Here is a 15469-nt window from a genome sequence, read left to right as displayed (position 1 = left end):
CCATCTGTGGACGCCCCGCAGGATGCAAGCGGTATTTTGAGAGGTTTGGCACGTAGTCGGATGCTGCCATCTGTCCGGCCTCCTGGTGCAGCTTTTCGTGCTGCGGGCCCGTATGGGAGTTCGCGGACCGGAACCACATCACCCTCAGCGTACTGATGAAGCACGGTGGAAAGCCCTGGTTCTTCCGGTCCCGTCTCGCCGACTGTTTTGCCATACTCTCCTTCGTCCGCCTACGTCCTTCCGGCGACCTCTGGTCCGGCCCGGCTTACGCCGCGACCGAGACCGGAGCCCTGTAATCCTCGTTCTTCGTCAGCACTGCCCAGACGATGCGCGCGGTCTTGTTCGCGAGCGCCACCGTCACCAGCATGCGCGGCTTGCGCGCCATCATCTGTTCCAGCCACGATCCCGCGGGTGCGCCGCGCCTGCTTGCCTGGAGCACGACCGCGCTGCTGCCGATGATCAGCAGCCGCCGCAGCGTTCGCTCGCCCATCTTCGAGATCGCGCCGAGCCTCTGCTTGCCGCCGGTCGAGTGCTGGCGCGGTGTAAGCCCGACCCATGCGGCAAAGTCGCGGCCCTTGGCAAAGGTGCCGGGCGGAGGTGCAAGTGCGGTGATCGCGGTTGCCGTGATCGGTCCGATGCCCGGGATCGTCATCAGCCGCCGCGCGGTCTCGTCTTCGCGGGCACGCCGGGCGATCTCCCGGTCAAGTTCGGCAATGCGCTCGCTGAGCACTGCCATCTGATCGAGCATTATCTCCAGTACCGGCCGTGCGCTCTCGGGAACCGCGTCGGGATCCTCAAGCAGTGCGGCCAGCTTCTTCATGTGCGCCAGGCCTTGCGGCGCGATCCAGCCATGCTCGGTCATGTGACCGCGAACGGCGTTGCTGATCTGCGTGCGTTGCTTGACCAGCAGGTCGCGGGCCCGGAACACCAGCGCGGCTGCTTGCTGTGCTTCGGTCTTTACTGGCACGAACCGCATGCTCGGGCGCTGCGCCGCCTCGCAGATGGCCTCGGCATCCGCAGCATCGTTCTTCTGGCGCTTCACGAACGGCTTTACGTAAGCTGGCGCGATCAACCGGACCTCATGACCCAGCTTCGCCAGTTCACGCGCCCAGTGATGCGCGCCCCCGCACGCTTCCAGGACCACCTGGCAGGAGGGCTGCGAAGCAAAGAACGGCAAGAGCTTCGCCCTGCTGATCTTCTTGCGGAGCACCGCACGGCCCGACGCATCGGCCCCGTGAACCTGGAAAACAGACTTTGCGATATCCAACCCGATGATGCTAACTTCCGACATGGACGCCTCCTCTCTAGTGGTGTTCAAACACCTCCACTATGGCACATCGATGCCGCCGGGGGGCGTCCACCCCATCACCCCAAATCGGACCAATCACGCAGTTGCGACCGGCCCTGAAAGCGGACGCGTTCCGTTTGAAGTCTCAGCGCTCCCTCAAGCGCGGCATGAGTTCGACGAAATTGCAGGGGCGGTGGCGGCTGTCGAGCTGGTGGGCGAGGATCTTGTCCCAGCCATCCTTCACCGCGCCGTTCGATCCGGGCAGAGCGAAGATGTAGGTCCCGCGCGAGATCACTGCGCAGGCGCGGCTCTGGATCGTGCTGGTGCCGATGGTCTCGAAGCTCAGCCAGCGGAACAGTTCGCCGAAACCGGGAATGTCCTTGTCTTTCACCCTGTCCAGCGCCTCGGGCGTGACGTCGCGCCCGGTCAGCCCCGTTCCGCCCGTGGTGATGATTGCATCGATCTGCTCGTCATCGATCCAGCGGTGGAGATGGGCGGCGATTTCGTTCTTGTCGTCACGGCTGATCTCGCGTGAGGCGAGGGTGTGTCCTGCGCCCTCTATCCGACCGGCCAGGATATCGCCCGAGGTATCGTCCTCCGGCGCGCGGCTGTCGGAGATGGTCAGCAGCGCGATGTTGATCGGCTTGAACGGCAGGCTCTCGTCTAAAGCCATCAGCGGGTCCTTCTATCGGGTACGGGGAAACTGCGGCCAGTCGTTTTCGGCAAGGTCCGTCCGGCTCGGCGCGGCGGCGTCTGCCTGGCGTAGATACATCCAATAGTTGCGCATCACGATGGCAACATAGGAGCGGGTTTCCCAATAGGGGATCGATTCCATCCAGAGCAGGGGATCGTTCTGGTCGTTGATCTCGCTGTTCCAGCGCGCCACCGGTGTCGGGCCGGCATTGTAGGCGGCCATGATCTTGGGCAGGTGGCCCCGCGTATATCCCGCCTGTGCCAGCGCCTCCAGCGTGCGCTGACCGAAGGCGAGGTTGGTCTTGGCATCCTTGAGGTCCGCGCCCGCGCTCATGTTGATCGATGCGGCATATTCGCGCTGGGTGATCGGCATGATCTGCATGAGACCGATCGCCCCGGCGGGACTTACGACCCGCTCGCGGAAATTCGATTCCTGCAGGGCGTGGGCAAAGGCCAGCGCAGGATCGACCCGCCATCCGCCATGGGGCGTCTCGAAGGCGACGGGCCAGCGCAGGTTGGGCGGCGATGCGGTGCCGCGCGGCGCGTTGTAGGCCATGAAGGTTTGCGCCCCGGCCAGCCCGAGCGCACGGGCGAGGCGGGTGAGGGCGGCGAAATCGTCGGGATTGCCATATCGCACCTGCCAGCGGAGCACTTCGTCCGCAACATCGCGGCGGCCGACCTCGGCCAGCATGATCGCCTCGCGCACGGCGGGCTCGTCGGACAGGCGCCGCCAGTCCTCCTGCGTGAAATCCGGCGCGGTGTGATCCCTTGGCAGGTCCGTTCCGAGCCGTTCCGCTGCGAGCATGCCGTAGAGCGTTTCGTCATAGCGCGCTGCGCTGCGCAGGTGGGCCTGCGCCAGTGCGGCTCGCGGCAACGCACGAGCGCGCGCGCTGCCCAGTAGTGCGCGGCAACCTTCAGTTCGGGATTGGCCGCCCCGGAAGATGCGGCGTTGAAGAATTCGCCCGCGCGCGAACAATCGCCCAGACGCCATGCGGCAAGGCCCGCCACCCAGTCGCCCTCTGCCACCCACGGTCCGGATCCCTGCGAGACCTGCTGCGCCATGCCATAGGCTTCCGCATCGCGGTTCTCGATATAGTAGCTCCACGCCACGCGCTGGCGCCATTCCGCGCGCGCCTGCCCCGATAGCGAGGCATCGACGCCGTCGAGCAGCAGTCTTGCGCCGTCGGGATCGTCGTTACGGATACGTTCGAGAATGGCTGCGCGCACATTTGCGGGCATCGTCCCGTCCTCGATAGTGGAGGGCAGGGTCCGGCGGGTAATGCCGGGTTGACGCGAAAGCGAGCGTTCGTTCGGGAGACCGGGCATCCACGAAAGGCCGCGGGTCTGGCCGAGCCGGACGATGCCTTCCACCTGCGGATTATTGGGATAACGGCGCAGCCAGTCCTCGATCCGGGGCAGTTCGATACGGGGGCTGTTGGAATCGAGATAATAAGTGGCCAGTGCCGATCCGTGCAGCGGTCCGTCGGGACGCTGCGAGAACATGAGTTCGACGCGGTCCCAGTTCTGCGCCTCGATCGCCTCGAACAGCGAGGCGTAATAGAAGCGGTCTTCCTGCTGCAGCAGGCTGGGCAGGGCCGAGGAATGGGTGCGGGAAAAGTAGTTCACGCTGTCCGACTGGGCGGCGGCGGGGGTTGCCGAGGCGAGGGCAGCGGCGGCAGCGAGGAGGAGGGGGCGTAAGGTCATGCGGTCCAATCCAGCCAACGGTTCCAGAAATTGCGGCGGCGCGGCGCGGAACGAGCCAGTTCGGCCAGTTCCGGCGCAAGCAACAGGGGCAGGGTCTTTTCCCCGGCCTTCACGACCGCAGGCTCGCGTGCCCGTTCAAGCGGTACGTCGAACAGCGGTGCCAATGACCGGCCGAAGACGAGTACCCGGTGCGGCGCGGCGAGGGTTACGTGATGCCGGGTGACGTCGGCCAGCCCGCGCACGGCCAGCTCCGACCAGTCGGGCAGGGACGAGGGCGCGGGCAGTGCGCTGGCAAGATAGGCCTCGTGATCGGGTATCCCCATCGCGGCGAGGATGGCCGAAAGGAAGCGACCGGGAGTGCCGGAGAGAAGTTCCTCGGTATCGGCTTCCAGTGGCTCGGGAACGAGGATCATGAGCTTCGCCCCGGCAACGCCGCGCGGGGGAAGCCTCCGGTCGGGGCCGTGAGGGGAAAGCGTTTCGGCGCTCATCCACCATTGGCGAAAATTTTCGAGGGTTTGCGGATAGGCGTCGACCGGCCCGCCGATGTGCGCGGCGGCGGCGGACCCTTCGAACGCCCGTTCGATCGGAGTCTGCTTCGGTTCTTCTGGCGGCTTCTTGGGGCTCGGCGACGCTACGGCGTGCTTTTCTTCCGGTTCGGCGAGCCACTTGCTCGCCTCGTCGGTATAATCGTCCTCTACGCCTGCCTCGCGCCACCAGTCGAGCGCTGCTTCCAGCGCATCTGCAGGCGATAATTCGCGTGTTCCCGGCGTATCTGCGATCATATTCCGTCCGTGCTGGGTCTTGACCTCAAACCGCCCAGCAATCAAGGCAATCCCACAGTTTACGCGACGAAAAGAGAGAGACATGAGCGAACGCGAATCGATGCCCTGCGACGTCGTCATCATCGGCGGCGGCCCGGCAGGCCTTTCAGCGGCGATCCGGCTGAAGCAGATCAACGAAGAGCTCGAGGTCGTCGTGCTGGAAAAGGGCAGCGAGATCGGAGCGCATATCCTGTCCGGCGCCGTGGTCGACCCCAAGGCCATGAACGAACTCTTCCCCAAGTGGCGCGATATGGATTGCCCGCTGGCGGAAACTCCCGTGACCGAGAACCACCACTGGGTGCTGTCGGAAGGCGGCAAGTCGGACCTGCCCGAATTCCTCCTGCCGCCCTTCATGTCCAACGATGGCAATTACACCGCCTCGCTTGGCAACACGTGCCGCTGGCTGGCCGAGCAGGCCGAAGGGCTGGGCGTGATGGTCTTCCCCGGCTTCCCCGCCGCCGAAGTGCTGTTCGACGATCGTGGCGCGGTCGCCGGCGTGGTCACGCAGGACATGGGCGTGGCAGAGGATGGCAGCCACAAGCCCGACTACCAGCCGGGCATGGAAATCCAGGCGAAGTACACTCTCTTCGCCGAAGGTGCGCGCGGCAATCTGACGAAGAAGATGAAGGCCAAGTTCGACCTGGAAGCCGATTGCGAGCCGCAGGTCTATGGCTTGGGCGTCAAGGAACTGTGGGACGTCGCACCCGAGAAATACGAACAGGGCGTCGTCATCCATACGCAGGGCTGGCCGCTCAGCGAAACCGGCACCTGGGGCGGTGGTTTCATCTACCACCAAGCCAACGGACAGGTCGCGCTCGGCTTCGTGACCGCGCTGGACTACAAGAACCCTTACGTCTCCCCGTACCAGGAATTCCAGCGCTGGAAGCATCATCCGGAAATCGCGGCGTTGCTCGAAGGCGGCAAGCGCGTTGCCTACGGTGCGCGCGTGATCAACGAAGGCGGTTGGCAGAGCGTGCCGAAGCTGGCCTTCCCAGGCGGCGCGCTGATCGGCTGTTCGGCCGGCTTCGTGAACGTGCCGCGCATCAAGGGCACGCATACCGCGATGAAGAGCGGTATGCTGGCTGCCGAGAGTATCGCTGCGGCGATAGCGGCAGGCCATGAGTACACCGAGCTGGTGGATTACGATGCCGCCGTGCGTGACAGCTGGATCGCCACCGAACTCAAGAAGGTCAAGAACGCGCAGCCCGCCGTTGCCAAATACGGTGAAGACCTCGGCACGGTATTGGCCGGGATCGACATGTGGATGCGCACGCTCAAGATCGGGCTGCCGATCACGATGAAGCATCACCGTGATCACGAGATGCTCGAACGGGCGGACCTCTATGCGCCGGTGAAATATCCCAAGCCCGACGGCACGCTGAGCTTCGACCGCCTGACCAATGTCAGCTTCAGCTACACCAATCATGCCGAAGACCAGCCGGTCCACCTGAAGGTGTGCGACCGCGAGTTGCAGCGTGAAAGCGAACTGGAAGTCTTCGCCGGTCCCTCCGCCCGTTACTGTCCGGCAGGGGTGTATGAGTGGATCCTGGAAGATGGCGAGGAGCCAAAGTTCCAGATCAATTCGCAGAACTGCGTCCACTGCAAGACCTGCGACATCAAGGATCCGAACCAGAATATCGAATGGACCACGCCGGAAGGCGGCGGCGGGCCGAATTATCCGAATATGTGATCCCTAGGTGGCCATCACCGAAATCGCATACGCCAAGATCAACCTCGCGCTGCATGTCCGCAAGCGGCGCGAGGATGGGTATCACGAACTCGAGACGCTGTTCGCCTTTGTTGATGCGGGCGATGTTCTGCGTGCATCACCTGCTGCCCGGGACAGTCTCACCGTCGTCGGTGAGTTTTCGGGTTTCCTAAGCGACCCGTTCGACAACATCGTGATGCAGGCGCTGGGGAAACTTCCGCGGCCCGAGGGGCTGGACATAATGCTCGAGAAGAACCTGCCGGTCGCGGCAGGACTGGGGGGCGGTTCGGCAGATGCGGGGGCCATATTCAGGATAGTTGAACAGGCGCACGGCCTGCCCGACAATTGGCCAGCGCGCGCGTCTACACTGGGGGCGGATGTACCCGCTTGCGTGGAGAGCCGCACATGCATCGGGCGCGGCACAGGGACCGAGCTTGAAATTGTGGACGGCAGCCTAGCCGACAAGCCCGTCCTGCTGGTCAATCCACGGATTCCTCTCGCGACCGGGCCGGTTTTCATGGCTTGGGATGGCGAGGATCGCGGTCCGCTTCCTTTGGGCGATGCCCGGCACATCGCGCTGGAGGGTCGCAACGATCTCCAGGCGTCCGCGATTTCCGCCTGCCCTCAAATTGCAGACGTCCTTGATGCAATGCGCGGAACCGAGCCGTTTGTCGCCCGTATGTCCGGTTCAGGCGCGACGTGTTTCGCCCTCTACGAAAGCAATACGGCGCGTGACCTTGCAGCCGAACGCATAGCATCCGGCCATCCGGAATGGTGGCACTTGAAAGGTAACCTTCGATGATGATCGACAATCTGCCGTATCGCCAGGTCGGTGCGGAGAATGTTCGTCCGGACGGCCTCATGTGCGTCGCCGATCACGCTTCAAACTACGTACCGCAGGGCATCGAGCTGGGCATCGATGCGAAGCTCATGAACGAGCATATTGCGCTCGATATTGGGGTGGAGGGCATTGCTGAGCGCCTTTCCCGCCGTCACGACATGCCGGCCCACATCGCCTGCGTCAGCCGTCTCGTATGCGATTTCCACCGCCGGGAAGACGAGCCTGCCGTCGTTCCTGCGGAAAGTGACGGCCGGTTGATACCGGGGAACATCGGCGCCGATAAGGAAGCACGCCTCAATCTTTTCCATCGTCCCTATCACCGGGCGCTGGGCCAGATGATCGACCGGATCAAGCCGCGCATGATTGTGTCGGTGCACAGCTTCACGCCAAGCCTCGAGACGAGCGACGAGAAACGTCCGTGGCAGGTTGGCCTGCTCTACAACCAGGATGACCGTGCCGCACGCCACGCCATCCGTCTTTTCGAAGAGCAAGGGCTGACTGTGGGCGACAACCAGCCTTATTCGGGCAAACAGCTCAATGCCACGATGGACCGTCATGCAGAGGCGAATGGCATTCCCTATTGCACGGTCGAGATAAGGCAGGATCAGATTGCCACCGAAGCAGGGCAATCGCGATGGGCGATGATGCTTGCCGACGTAATGGGACGCGTCGCGCTCGAAGTCTAGGGGCGGGCCAAGCTTTCCTATGGGAGCCGGCTATTGCACCGGTCGGCCATCCCGCTCTACTCATCGGTAAGCAGATCAGCCCCTCAGCCGTTCGCGCTGAGCTTGTCGAAGCCTTGTCCTTCCCCTTGGTAGCAATGGCGAAGGAAAGTGCAGCCCATCGGCAAGTTCAGGGCGAACGGGGTAGGGAGGTTCCGGAGGGTTTCAGGTGGCAAAATTCGACAAATCCCGGCTCCCAAGCCGCCATGTTTCGGTCGGCCCCGAGCGCGCACCGCATCGCTCGTATTACTATGCGATGGGCCTCACCGAGGAAGAGATCGCCCGCCCCTTCGTCGGCATTGCCAGTGCGGGGAACGACAGCGCGCCCTGCAACACGACGCTCAATGCACAGGCGGATATTTGCCGGCAGGGAGTAAACGAGGCGGGCGGCATGCCCCGCCGGTTCAATACCATCACCGTGACCGATGGCATCGCCATGGGCCATCAGGGCATGAAAAGCTCGCTCGTCAGCCGCGAGGTGATTGCCGACAGCGTGGAACTGTCGGTGCGTGGCCATTGTTACGATGCGCTGGTCGGCTTTGCAGGTTGCGACAAGAGCCTTCCCGGCATGATGATGGCCATGCTGCGGCTCAATGTGCCGAGCATTTTCGTCTATGGCGGATCGATCCTGCCGGGGCGGTTCCACGACAAGGACGTGACGGTAGTGGATGTGTTCGAAGCCGTTGGCCAGCATGCGGCGGGTAATTGCCCGTTGAAGGAACTGACCGCGCTCGAAAAGGTGGCCTGTCCGGGGCATGGTGCCTGCGGCGGGCAGTTTACCGCCAACACTATGGCTTGCGTCGGTGAGGCCATCGGATTGTCGCTTCCAAACAGCAATATGGCTCCCGCTCCTTACAAATCGCGTGAGGAAATCGCAGTGGCGGCCGGGCGTCAGGTGATGCAACTGCTCGAGCATAACCTTAGGCCGCGCGACATCTGCACGCGCGCCGCGTTCGAGAATGCCGCCCGGGTGGTTGCGGCCACCGGTGGTTCGACCAATGCAGCGTTGCATCTGCCGGCCATGGCCCATGAAGCGGGCATCGCCTTCGACCTCCATGATGTCGCCGAAATCTTCAAGTCGACGCCATACATCGCCGACCTGAAGCCGGGCGGAAGATATGTTGCCAAGGACATGCACGAGGCGGGCGGCGTCTACATGGCGATGAAGACGCTGCTGGATGGCGGCTTCCTCGATCCCGAACCCATGACCGTGACCGGCAGGACGCTGGGCGAGAACATCGAGGAAATCACCTGGAATCCGGACCAGAAGGTCTTCTACGATGTTGCGCACCCGATCACTCCAACCGGCGGTGTGGTAGGCCTGGAGGGCACGCTCGCGCCCGAGGGGGCTATCGTTAAAGTAGCGGGAATGGAACGATTGCAATTCACCGGCCCCGCCAGGGTTTTCGAGTGCGAAGAGGACGCTTTCGAAGCGGTCGAGCAGCGGCGCATCGAGGAAGGGTGCGTCATCGTCATCCGCTATGAGGGGCCGAAGGGTGGCCCCGGCATGCGCGAGATGCTTGCCACCACGGCTGCGCTTTACGGACAGGGAATGGGCGAAAAAGTCGCGCTGATTACCGACGGGCGCTTTTCAGGCGCAACGCGCGGCTTCTGTATTGGCCATGTTGGACCGGAAGCGGCCGATCGCGGGCCGATCGCGCTGGTCGAGGACGGCGACGAAATCGCCATCGACGCGGCGCAGGGCACGATAGATCTGAATGTGCCCGCATCGGTGCTGGACGAACGCCGCAAGGCATGGCAGCCGCGCGCCAATGATTACCAGTCCGGAGCCCTGTGGCGCTATGCGCAGAATGTCGGCCCAGCCTATGCGGGCGCCGTCACGCATCCCGGTGCTGCCAAGGAAACGCACGTTTTCGCGGATATCTGAGGCACGCGGGGGCGCGCTGTGACCGGCTTCGTCCTGACCGTCGAACAGATGCGCGCCGCCGAGAAAGCGGCGATGGATGCCGGCACTTCCGAGTGGGAATTGATGCGCCGCTCAGGCGAGGGGGCGGCGCGCTGGATTACCCGCATCGCTGCCGGAGGCCCGGTCTGCTTGCTGTGCGGCCCAGGCAACAACGGCGGGGACGGTTACGTGATCGCCGAGTACCTCCGCCAGCTCGGCAACGGCGGGGAAGTTTTCGCGCCCAAGCCGCCAGCGACCGAGACCGCCAGGAAAGCCCGCGAGGCTTTTTCTGGAGAGATCGCCAGTGGTCCCCTGCCTTCGAACCGGGTCTTCGTCGATTGCCTGTTCGGCTACGGATTGACCCGCGAGGTCGAAGGGGAGTTTGCGGACCTGCTGCGTGCGTTGGGTGAAACAAAGGGCCAGAAGATCGCGATCGATATTCCGAGCAGCATTGCCAGCGACAGCGGGCAGCAGCTCGGACCACTCGTGCGATATGACCTGACTTTGGCTCTGGGCGCATGGAAGCGAGCGCATTTCGTCATGCCGGCCATGGCTTCCATGGGCCAGAAGCGACTTGTCGATATCGGGCTCGACTTCCCCGTCGGCTTGCCGCGCCTGAGCGCGGAGCCGCACATTGATCCGCCTGCTCCGGATGCGCACAAATATCGTCGCGGCCTGTTGGCTATTGTCGCGGGCGACATGCCCGGTGCTTCCCTTCTGGCAGCGCAGGCCGCGCTGCGCAGCGGTGCGGGCTACGTCAAGCTGCTGAGCGATCACTCCCATCCCGATGTGCCTGCCGAACTGGTGGTCGACGATGGTCCATTGGCCGAAGCACTGGAAGACGAGCGGATCGGGGCTTTGCTGATCGGTCCCGGACTTGGAAGAACTCCCGCCGCAAGGGACAGGCTCTCTGCGGCTCTGGCGGCAAAGCGTCCGATCGTTCTGGATGCAGATGCATTGCACTTGCTCGATCCAACGATGATATCGGGCGCCGACACTGCCAACATCGCCATTACGCCACATGAGGGCGAGCTTGCCCAACTGTGCGAGGCATTCGGGATTGAGACGGAAGGAAAGATCGCCAAGGCTCAGGCGCTGAACGCAGAAACCGGCATGGCCGTGCTCGCCAAGGGTCCCGATACCGTTCTGGCCGGACAGCGGGGCACCCGCTTTTTCGAGCGCGGGCCCGCGTGGCTTTCGGCAGCCGGGACTGGCGATGTGCTTGCGGGCATTTCGGCCTCGCGGCTTGCGGTGCATGGAGAGGCTCATCGCGCTCTCGAAGAGGCCGTCTGGCTGCATCACGAGGCTGCACGCATAGCGGGCGCCGCATTCACTGCGGGCTATCTGGCCCGCGCAGTCAAACCGGCGCTGGAGGCTTTCCTGTGAGCGAAGAAATCACGCGAATTGCTGCCAAGGGCGACGGAGTTACCGCGACCGGCCGGCATTTTGCAGGCGCGATTACCGGCGATATTGTGTCGGAAGACGGCACCATCATTCCCGGACCGCATCATGTCGATCCGCCCTGTCGCCACTTCGGGACCTGTGGCGGCTGCCAGCTCCAGCAAGCCGACGATGCGGCCTTGCGGCAATTCGTCACCGAACGGGTCGTCTTTGCGGCAGAATCGCAGGATATTCAGGTCGGACAGCTCCTGCCCACGCATCTTTCGCCCCCGCGGACGAGGCGGCGGGCGACGCTTCACGGTCTCAAGGCGGGGAAGGGGGCCGTCATTGGCTTCCGGGAAGGGCGCAGCAATCGCATCGTCGATATGCGCGAATGCCACATCCTGGCGCCGGAACTCTTTGCGCTCGTCGCCCCACTACGAAAGCTGATCGCCGATCATGCGGGCAAACAGCCCATCGATATTGCCCTGACGCTGGCCGATCAGGGGGTAGACTGCTTCCTCAAGAATTTCGCCGCCGACGGACTGGCTGCCACCGAAGCGTTGCTCGAATTTGCCGGCACTCACGGACTTGCAAGGCTCTCGTTCGACCAGGGCTATGGCGCGGAAACGGTGTGGGAGCCGGATCCCGTAACGATCACTTTGGGCAATGTGCCTGTGGACATGCCGCACGACTCTTTCCTCCAGCCGACCCGTGACGGAGAGGACCTGTTGGTGGGCGATGCACGCGACTTCGTTACAGGCGCGAACACCGTCGCCGACCTATTCTCGGGTCTCGGCACATTCGCTTTTGCTCTTGCCGGTCCTGCGAAAGTTCTGGCGGTAGAAGCGGCGCGCGACGCGTTCCTCGCCTGCAAGGGTGCGGCCAATGGTCATGGTGTCCCCATTCATGCCATGCACCGCGACCTGTTCCGCAATCCGCTGACCGCCGAGGAGATCGGCCGGTTCGGAGCGGTGGTGCTGGATCCGCCACGGGCGGGCGCGCGGGAACAGGTCGCGCAGATTGCAGCCAGCGAGGCCAATCGCGTTGCCTATGTAAGTTGCAACCCTTCCAGCTGGGCCAAAGATGCGAAGGCGTTGGTAGAGGCCGGTTTCCGACTGGAAAAGCTTCGCCCGGTAGGTCAGTTCCGCTGGTCGACCCATGTCGAATTGACCAGCTATTTTACACGGTAGAAGTCAGGCCCCGATGCACTTTGCTTCGGCAAAGGCGAGCAGCCCGCCGTAGGTATCCAGCATTTCGGCATCGACATCCTCGTCTTCGATCACGATGCCGAGGCGATCCTCCATTTCGGTGAACAGCGTGGCGACGGCCATGGAATCGAGTTCAGGCAGATGCCCGAACAGTCCCGTGTCGCTGTCGAACCCGTCGACCCGCTGGGCATCGAGCGACAGGACGTCGACCAGGATTGCCCGCAACTTATCGTCGATCTCGCGGCGGCTCGGGCCGATCGGTCCTGCGGTGGCGGTCTGGCCGGTCATCCTGAATCTGTACACCCTGCTGCTGAATGGGCCTGCCCTTAGCGGTGCGCCCTTTGCCGCGCAACAAAAGGGTTCGCGAGGCCCCCTTGCGCTATGCGGTCTATCGCGTGATAGCGATCCACGATGTCCCTACCCGACGCCAGCATTCCCGACCCGGTTCCGTACCCACTGGACCATATCGCAGAGCGGGGTGAACCCGACAGTCCGGCCGTGGTCCTGAAAGACCGCACGCTCAGCCACCGCGAACTGGCAGAGAGGGTTGCGCTTCTAGCTGGTTGGCTCGCCACCCGGTTGGAGGAGGGCGACCGAGTTGCCAGTTGGGCAGCGAAAGGTGAACTGACGTGTCTTCTGCCGCTGGCCGCTGCGCGGGCGGGACTGGTGCACGTTCCGATCAATCCGCTGCTCAAGCGGGCACAGGTCGGACATATCATGGCGGACAGTGGCGCGACCTCACTGATTGCAACAGCTTCACGAATCAACTCTCTGGAAGAAGGCGACATTCCAAATGGATGCGCCACGGTTGAAGAGGCTTCCGCATGGCAGGAGGCAGAGCTTGCGGGCGTCAGTCAGGCGCCTTCCGACCGCGATCCGCAGGAGCTCGCCGCAATCCTCTACACCAGCGGATCGACCGGTAAGCCCAAGGGCGTGATGCTGACCCATGCCAACATGTGGCTGGGGGCGGTGTCGGTGGCGCACTACCTCGGGCTGGAGAAAGACGACGTTACACTGGCAGTGTTGCCATTCAGTTTCGACTATGGGCAGAGCCAGCTGTTATCGACCTGGTATGCTGGAGGGAATGTGGCCCCGCTCGACTACCTGTTCCCGCGGGATGTGCCGAAAGCCTGCGCAAGGTTCGCGGTGACGACACTGGCCGCAGTCCCGCCGTTGTGGGTGCAGCTTGTCGAAGCGGATTGGCCCGAATCCGCAGTGGCGTCCATGCGCCGTGTGACCAATAGTGGCGGTGCGCTGACGGTGGATCTGATCTCAGCATTGCGCTCCATCTTCCCGGAAACCCATATTTTTCCAATGTATGGTCTGACAGAAGCCTTCCGCTCGACCTTCCTCGATCCAAACCTTGTCGGGGCTAACTCGACTTCGATGGGCAAGGCCATTCCCTTCGCCGAGATTCTCGTCGTGAATGACGAAGGGGCCCTGTGTAAACCGGGCGAAGAGGGTGAACTGGTTCATTGCGGCCCGCTGGTCGCTCAAGGATATTGGCGAGATGCCGAACGGACGGCGGAGCGCTTCAAGCCAGCCCCCGCGGCATCGCGGTACGGGGGGACTGCCGTCTGGTCTGGTGACCGGGTGAAGATGGACGAGAATGGTTTGCTCTATTTCGTCGGTCGGCGAGACGCGATGATCAAGAGTTTGGGCAACCGGATCAGCCCGCAGGAAATCGAAAGTGCCGCTTTGGCGACAGGACTGGTCAGCGAAGTGGTTGCGTTGGGCGTGGCCGACAAGAAGCTAGGACAAGCGATCCATCTGGTGGTGCGCGGGAATAACAAAGGCTTGGACGAATTGAAGAAGCAGTTGGCGCGAGAACTTCCCAATTTCATGCAGCCGCAGGTCATCCACTGGCGTGAGTCCATGCCTTTGAACCCTAATGGCAAGATCGATCGGGCAGCGCTCGCAAAGGAGCTCGAGGCATGAAGCCTGTCGGCCCAATTCCTGAAGGCTTTCAAACACTCGATGCCGAACTGGCTGTGTCGGGGCAGAAGGCGAGCACACTGGTCGCCATGGCCGGTCGGACCCCTCTCTTCGCCTACTCCCGCTCGATGATCAGCGATCGCGTAGCGAGCCTGCGCGAAGCAATGCCTGAGCGATTGCGGATCAATTACGCGATCAAGGCGAACAGCTTCCCGCCGTTGCTGGAGCATGTCGCCAGTCTGGTCGACGGTCTCGATATCGCCTCGGGTGGCGAACTGGAGATAGTTCGGGCGGCAGGCGTGAGTGGCGAACGCATGAGTTTCGCAGGACCGGGCAAGCGCGACGAAGAACTGGAGGCCGCAATTTCTGCCGGCGTCACGCTCAATCTCGAAAGCGAGAATGAGGCCCACCGCGCGCTCGCCATCGGTGAAAAGTTGGGCATCCCACCGCGTCTCGCCATCCGCGTGAATCCCGACTTCGAGCTCAAGGGATCGGGCATGAAGATGGGCGGCGGGCCAAAACCCTTCGGCGTGGATGCGGAACGGGTTCCGGCTCTTGCACGCGAGATCGTAGCCGGGAACTGCGAGTGGCGCGGGCTGCATATCTTCACCGGGAGTCAGGCACTGGACGCTGGTGCAGTCATCGAAGCCCAGGCGAACACGCTGGATCTGGCCCACCGGATCACCAGAAAGGCGGGACTTGAGCTACCCAAGCTCAACATGGGCGGCGGCTTCGGTATTCCCTATTTTCACGGCGACACGCCGCTGGATATCGGTCGTGTCGGTTCGGCACTGGCGGACCGCTTGGAGAGCCTTCCGGAAACATTGGCCCGCGCGGAACTCTACATCGAACTCGGCCGCTATATTGTGGGTGAGGCGGGCGTTTATCTGACCCGGATTGTCGACAGGAAGCAGAGCCACGGCGAGACATATCTGATCACCGATGGCGGCCTGCATCACCAGCTTGCGGCTTCGGGAAATTTCGGGACGGTGGTTCGGCGCAATTATCCGCTTGCGATAGCATCACGTTTCGGCGCCGAACCGCACGAAGTCGCCAATGTCGTGGGATGTCTGTGTACGCCGCTGGACCGGCTTGCCGACAAGGCGCACCTACCCCGCGCAGAAGTAGGCGACATCGTCGCAGTGTTCTGCGCGGGAGCCTATGGCGCCAGCGCGTCTCCCTCCGCCTTTCTCGGGCACGGGCCTGCGGCGGAAATACTGGTATAGGACGCGCTTTAAACACTTTAACCATATTTGAGGG

At 63.1% G+C, this 15469-nt stretch carries 15 protein-coding genes; 8 read left to right on the top strand and 7 right to left on the bottom strand.

The genetic code is table 11. The annotated features are described in order from the left end of the window. The 6 genes from GRI69_RS16110 to GRI69_RS10160 all read right to left on the bottom strand — a co-directional run. Positions 1 to 214, bottom strand: a 214-nt coding sequence (locus tag GRI69_RS16110; RefSeq protein WP_237453006.1) for a hypothetical protein, incomplete at its 3' end; no start/stop codon positions are given. A 51-nt stretch (positions 215 to 265) separates the two neighbouring features. Then, the gene (locus GRI69_RS10175; protein WP_160728164.1) at positions 266 to 1291 is read right to left on the bottom strand and encodes an IS110 family RNA-guided transposase; all 1026 of its coding nucleotides are present in this window, start codon (positions 1289 to 1291) and stop codon (positions 266 to 268) included. Between the two features lie 142 nt (positions 1292 to 1433). Continuing rightward, entirely contained in the window at positions 1434 to 1961 is a 528-nt protein-coding gene (gene moaB, locus GRI69_RS10170; RefSeq protein WP_160728163.1) for a molybdenum cofactor biosynthesis protein B, read from the bottom strand. Positions 1962 to 1973: 12 nt separating this feature from the next. After that, a complete protein-coding gene (locus GRI69_RS16105; protein ID WP_237453053.1) occupies positions 1974 to 2420 on the bottom strand; it encodes a lytic transglycosylase domain-containing protein in 447 nt (148 codons plus the stop codon). Further along, the gene (locus tag GRI69_RS10165; protein ID WP_237453037.1) at positions 2387 to 3685 is read right to left on the bottom strand and encodes a hypothetical protein; all 1299 of its coding nucleotides are present in this window, start codon (positions 3683 to 3685) and stop codon (positions 2387 to 2389) included. Before GRI69_RS10165 ends, GRI69_RS16105 begins: the two co-directional genes overlap by 34 nt. Beyond that, positions 3682 to 4467 (bottom strand): hypothetical protein, encoded by a 786-nt coding sequence (locus tag GRI69_RS10160; protein WP_160728162.1) that lies wholly within the window; start codon positions 4465 to 4467, stop codon positions 3682 to 3684. Before GRI69_RS10160 ends, GRI69_RS10165 begins: the two co-directional genes overlap by 4 nt. Positions 4468 to 4549: 82 nt before the next feature. Between GRI69_RS10160 and GRI69_RS10155 the strand changes: the two genes are divergently transcribed. From GRI69_RS10155 to GRI69_RS10130, 6 genes are all read left to right on the top strand, one after another. Continuing rightward, positions 4550 to 6196: an electron transfer flavoprotein-ubiquinone oxidoreductase gene (locus GRI69_RS10155; RefSeq protein WP_160728161.1), complete on the top strand. Its 1647-nt coding sequence runs from the start codon at positions 4550 to 4552 to the stop codon at positions 6194 to 6196. 7 nt (positions 6197 to 6203) lie between these two features. Continuing rightward, the gene (locus tag GRI69_RS10150) at positions 6204 to 7016 is read left to right on the top strand and encodes a 4-(cytidine 5'-diphospho)-2-C-methyl-D-erythritol kinase (protein WP_160728160.1); all 813 of its coding nucleotides are present in this window, start codon (positions 6204 to 6206) and stop codon (positions 7014 to 7016) included. Then, positions 7016 to 7741 carry an N-formylglutamate amidohydrolase gene (locus GRI69_RS10145; protein WP_160728187.1) on the top strand — a complete coding sequence of 242 codons (726 nt, stop codon included), beginning with the start codon at positions 7016 to 7018 and terminating at the stop codon, positions 7739 to 7741. Before GRI69_RS10150 ends, GRI69_RS10145 begins: the two co-directional genes overlap by 1 nt. 205 nt (positions 7742 to 7946) lie before the next feature. Then, positions 7947 to 9665, top strand: coding sequence for a dihydroxy-acid dehydratase (ilvD, locus tag GRI69_RS10140; RefSeq protein WP_160728159.1), 1719 nt, complete (start codon positions 7947 to 7949; stop codon positions 9663 to 9665). 18 nt (positions 9666 to 9683) lie between these two features. After that, positions 9684 to 11069 carry an NAD(P)H-hydrate epimerase gene (locus GRI69_RS10135; RefSeq protein WP_337191054.1) on the top strand — a complete coding sequence of 462 codons (1386 nt, stop codon included), beginning with the start codon at positions 9684 to 9686 and terminating at the stop codon, positions 11067 to 11069. Beyond that, positions 11066 to 12256, top strand: a complete 1191-nt coding sequence (locus GRI69_RS10130; protein ID WP_160728158.1) for a class I SAM-dependent RNA methyltransferase — start codon at positions 11066 to 11068, stop codon at positions 12254 to 12256. Before GRI69_RS10135 ends, GRI69_RS10130 begins: the two co-directional genes overlap by 4 nt. Before the next feature lie 3 nt (positions 12257 to 12259). On the opposite strand, the gene GRI69_RS10125 is transcribed toward GRI69_RS10130, so the two are convergent. After that, positions 12260 to 12562, bottom strand: coding sequence for an acyl carrier protein (locus tag GRI69_RS10125; protein WP_160728157.1), 303 nt, complete (start codon positions 12560 to 12562; stop codon positions 12260 to 12262). Between the two features lie 123 nt (positions 12563 to 12685). Between GRI69_RS10125 and GRI69_RS10120 the strand changes: the two genes are divergently transcribed. Together GRI69_RS10120 and GRI69_RS10115 are read left to right on the top strand one after the other, a co-directional pair. Then, on the top strand, positions 12686 to 14212 hold the full coding sequence (locus GRI69_RS10120) for an acyl-CoA ligase (AMP-forming), exosortase A system-associated (protein WP_160728156.1): 1527 nt from the start codon (positions 12686 to 12688) through the stop codon (positions 14210 to 14212). After that, positions 14209 to 15435, top strand: a complete 1227-nt coding sequence (locus GRI69_RS10115) for a pyridoxal-dependent decarboxylase, exosortase A system-associated (protein ID WP_160728155.1) — start codon at positions 14209 to 14211, stop codon at positions 15433 to 15435. Before GRI69_RS10120 ends, GRI69_RS10115 begins: the two co-directional genes overlap by 4 nt. Positions 15436 to 15469 lie beyond the last annotated feature (34 nt).

Source organism: Qipengyuania vulgaris (assembly GCF_009827325.1).
Taxonomy (GTDB): Bacteria; Pseudomonadota; Alphaproteobacteria; order Sphingomonadales; family Sphingomonadaceae; genus Qipengyuania; species Qipengyuania vulgaris.
Note: the sequence above shows the minus strand (reverse complement) of the source record. Positions and strands in the feature narration are given on the sequence as shown.

Excerpts from the sequence above, each read along its gene's own strand:
- GRI69_RS10155 (WP_160728161.1), top strand. The coding sequence starts at position 4,550 with ATGAGCGAACGCGAATCGATGCCCTGCGACGTCGTCATCATCGGCGGC.
- moaB (WP_160728163.1), bottom strand. The coding sequence starts at position 1,961 with ATGGCTTTAGACGAGAGCCTGCCGTTCAAGCCGATCAACATCGCGCTG.
- GRI69_RS10145 (WP_160728187.1), top strand. The coding sequence starts at position 7,016 with ATGATCGACAATCTGCCGTATCGCCAGGTCGGTGCGGAGAATGTTCGT.
- GRI69_RS10115 (WP_160728155.1), top strand. The coding sequence starts at position 14,209 with ATGAAGCCTGTCGGCCCAATTCCTGAAGGCTTTCAAACACTCGATGCC.
- GRI69_RS10165 (WP_237453037.1), bottom strand. The coding sequence starts at position 3,685 with ATGACCTTACGCCCCCTCCTCCTCGCTGCCGCCGCTGCCCTCGCCTCG.
- GRI69_RS10160 (WP_160728162.1), bottom strand. The coding sequence starts at position 4,467 with ATGATCGCAGATACGCCGGGAACACGCGAATTATCGCCTGCAGATGCG.
- GRI69_RS10120 (WP_160728156.1), top strand. The coding sequence starts at position 12,686 with ATGTCCCTACCCGACGCCAGCATTCCCGACCCGGTTCCGTACCCACTG.
- GRI69_RS10125 (WP_160728157.1), bottom strand. The coding sequence starts at position 12,562 with ATGACCGGCCAGACCGCCACCGCAGGACCGATCGGCCCGAGCCGCCGC.
- GRI69_RS10175 (WP_160728164.1), bottom strand. The coding sequence starts at position 1,291 with ATGTCGGAAGTTAGCATCATCGGGTTGGATATCGCAAAGTCTGTTTTC.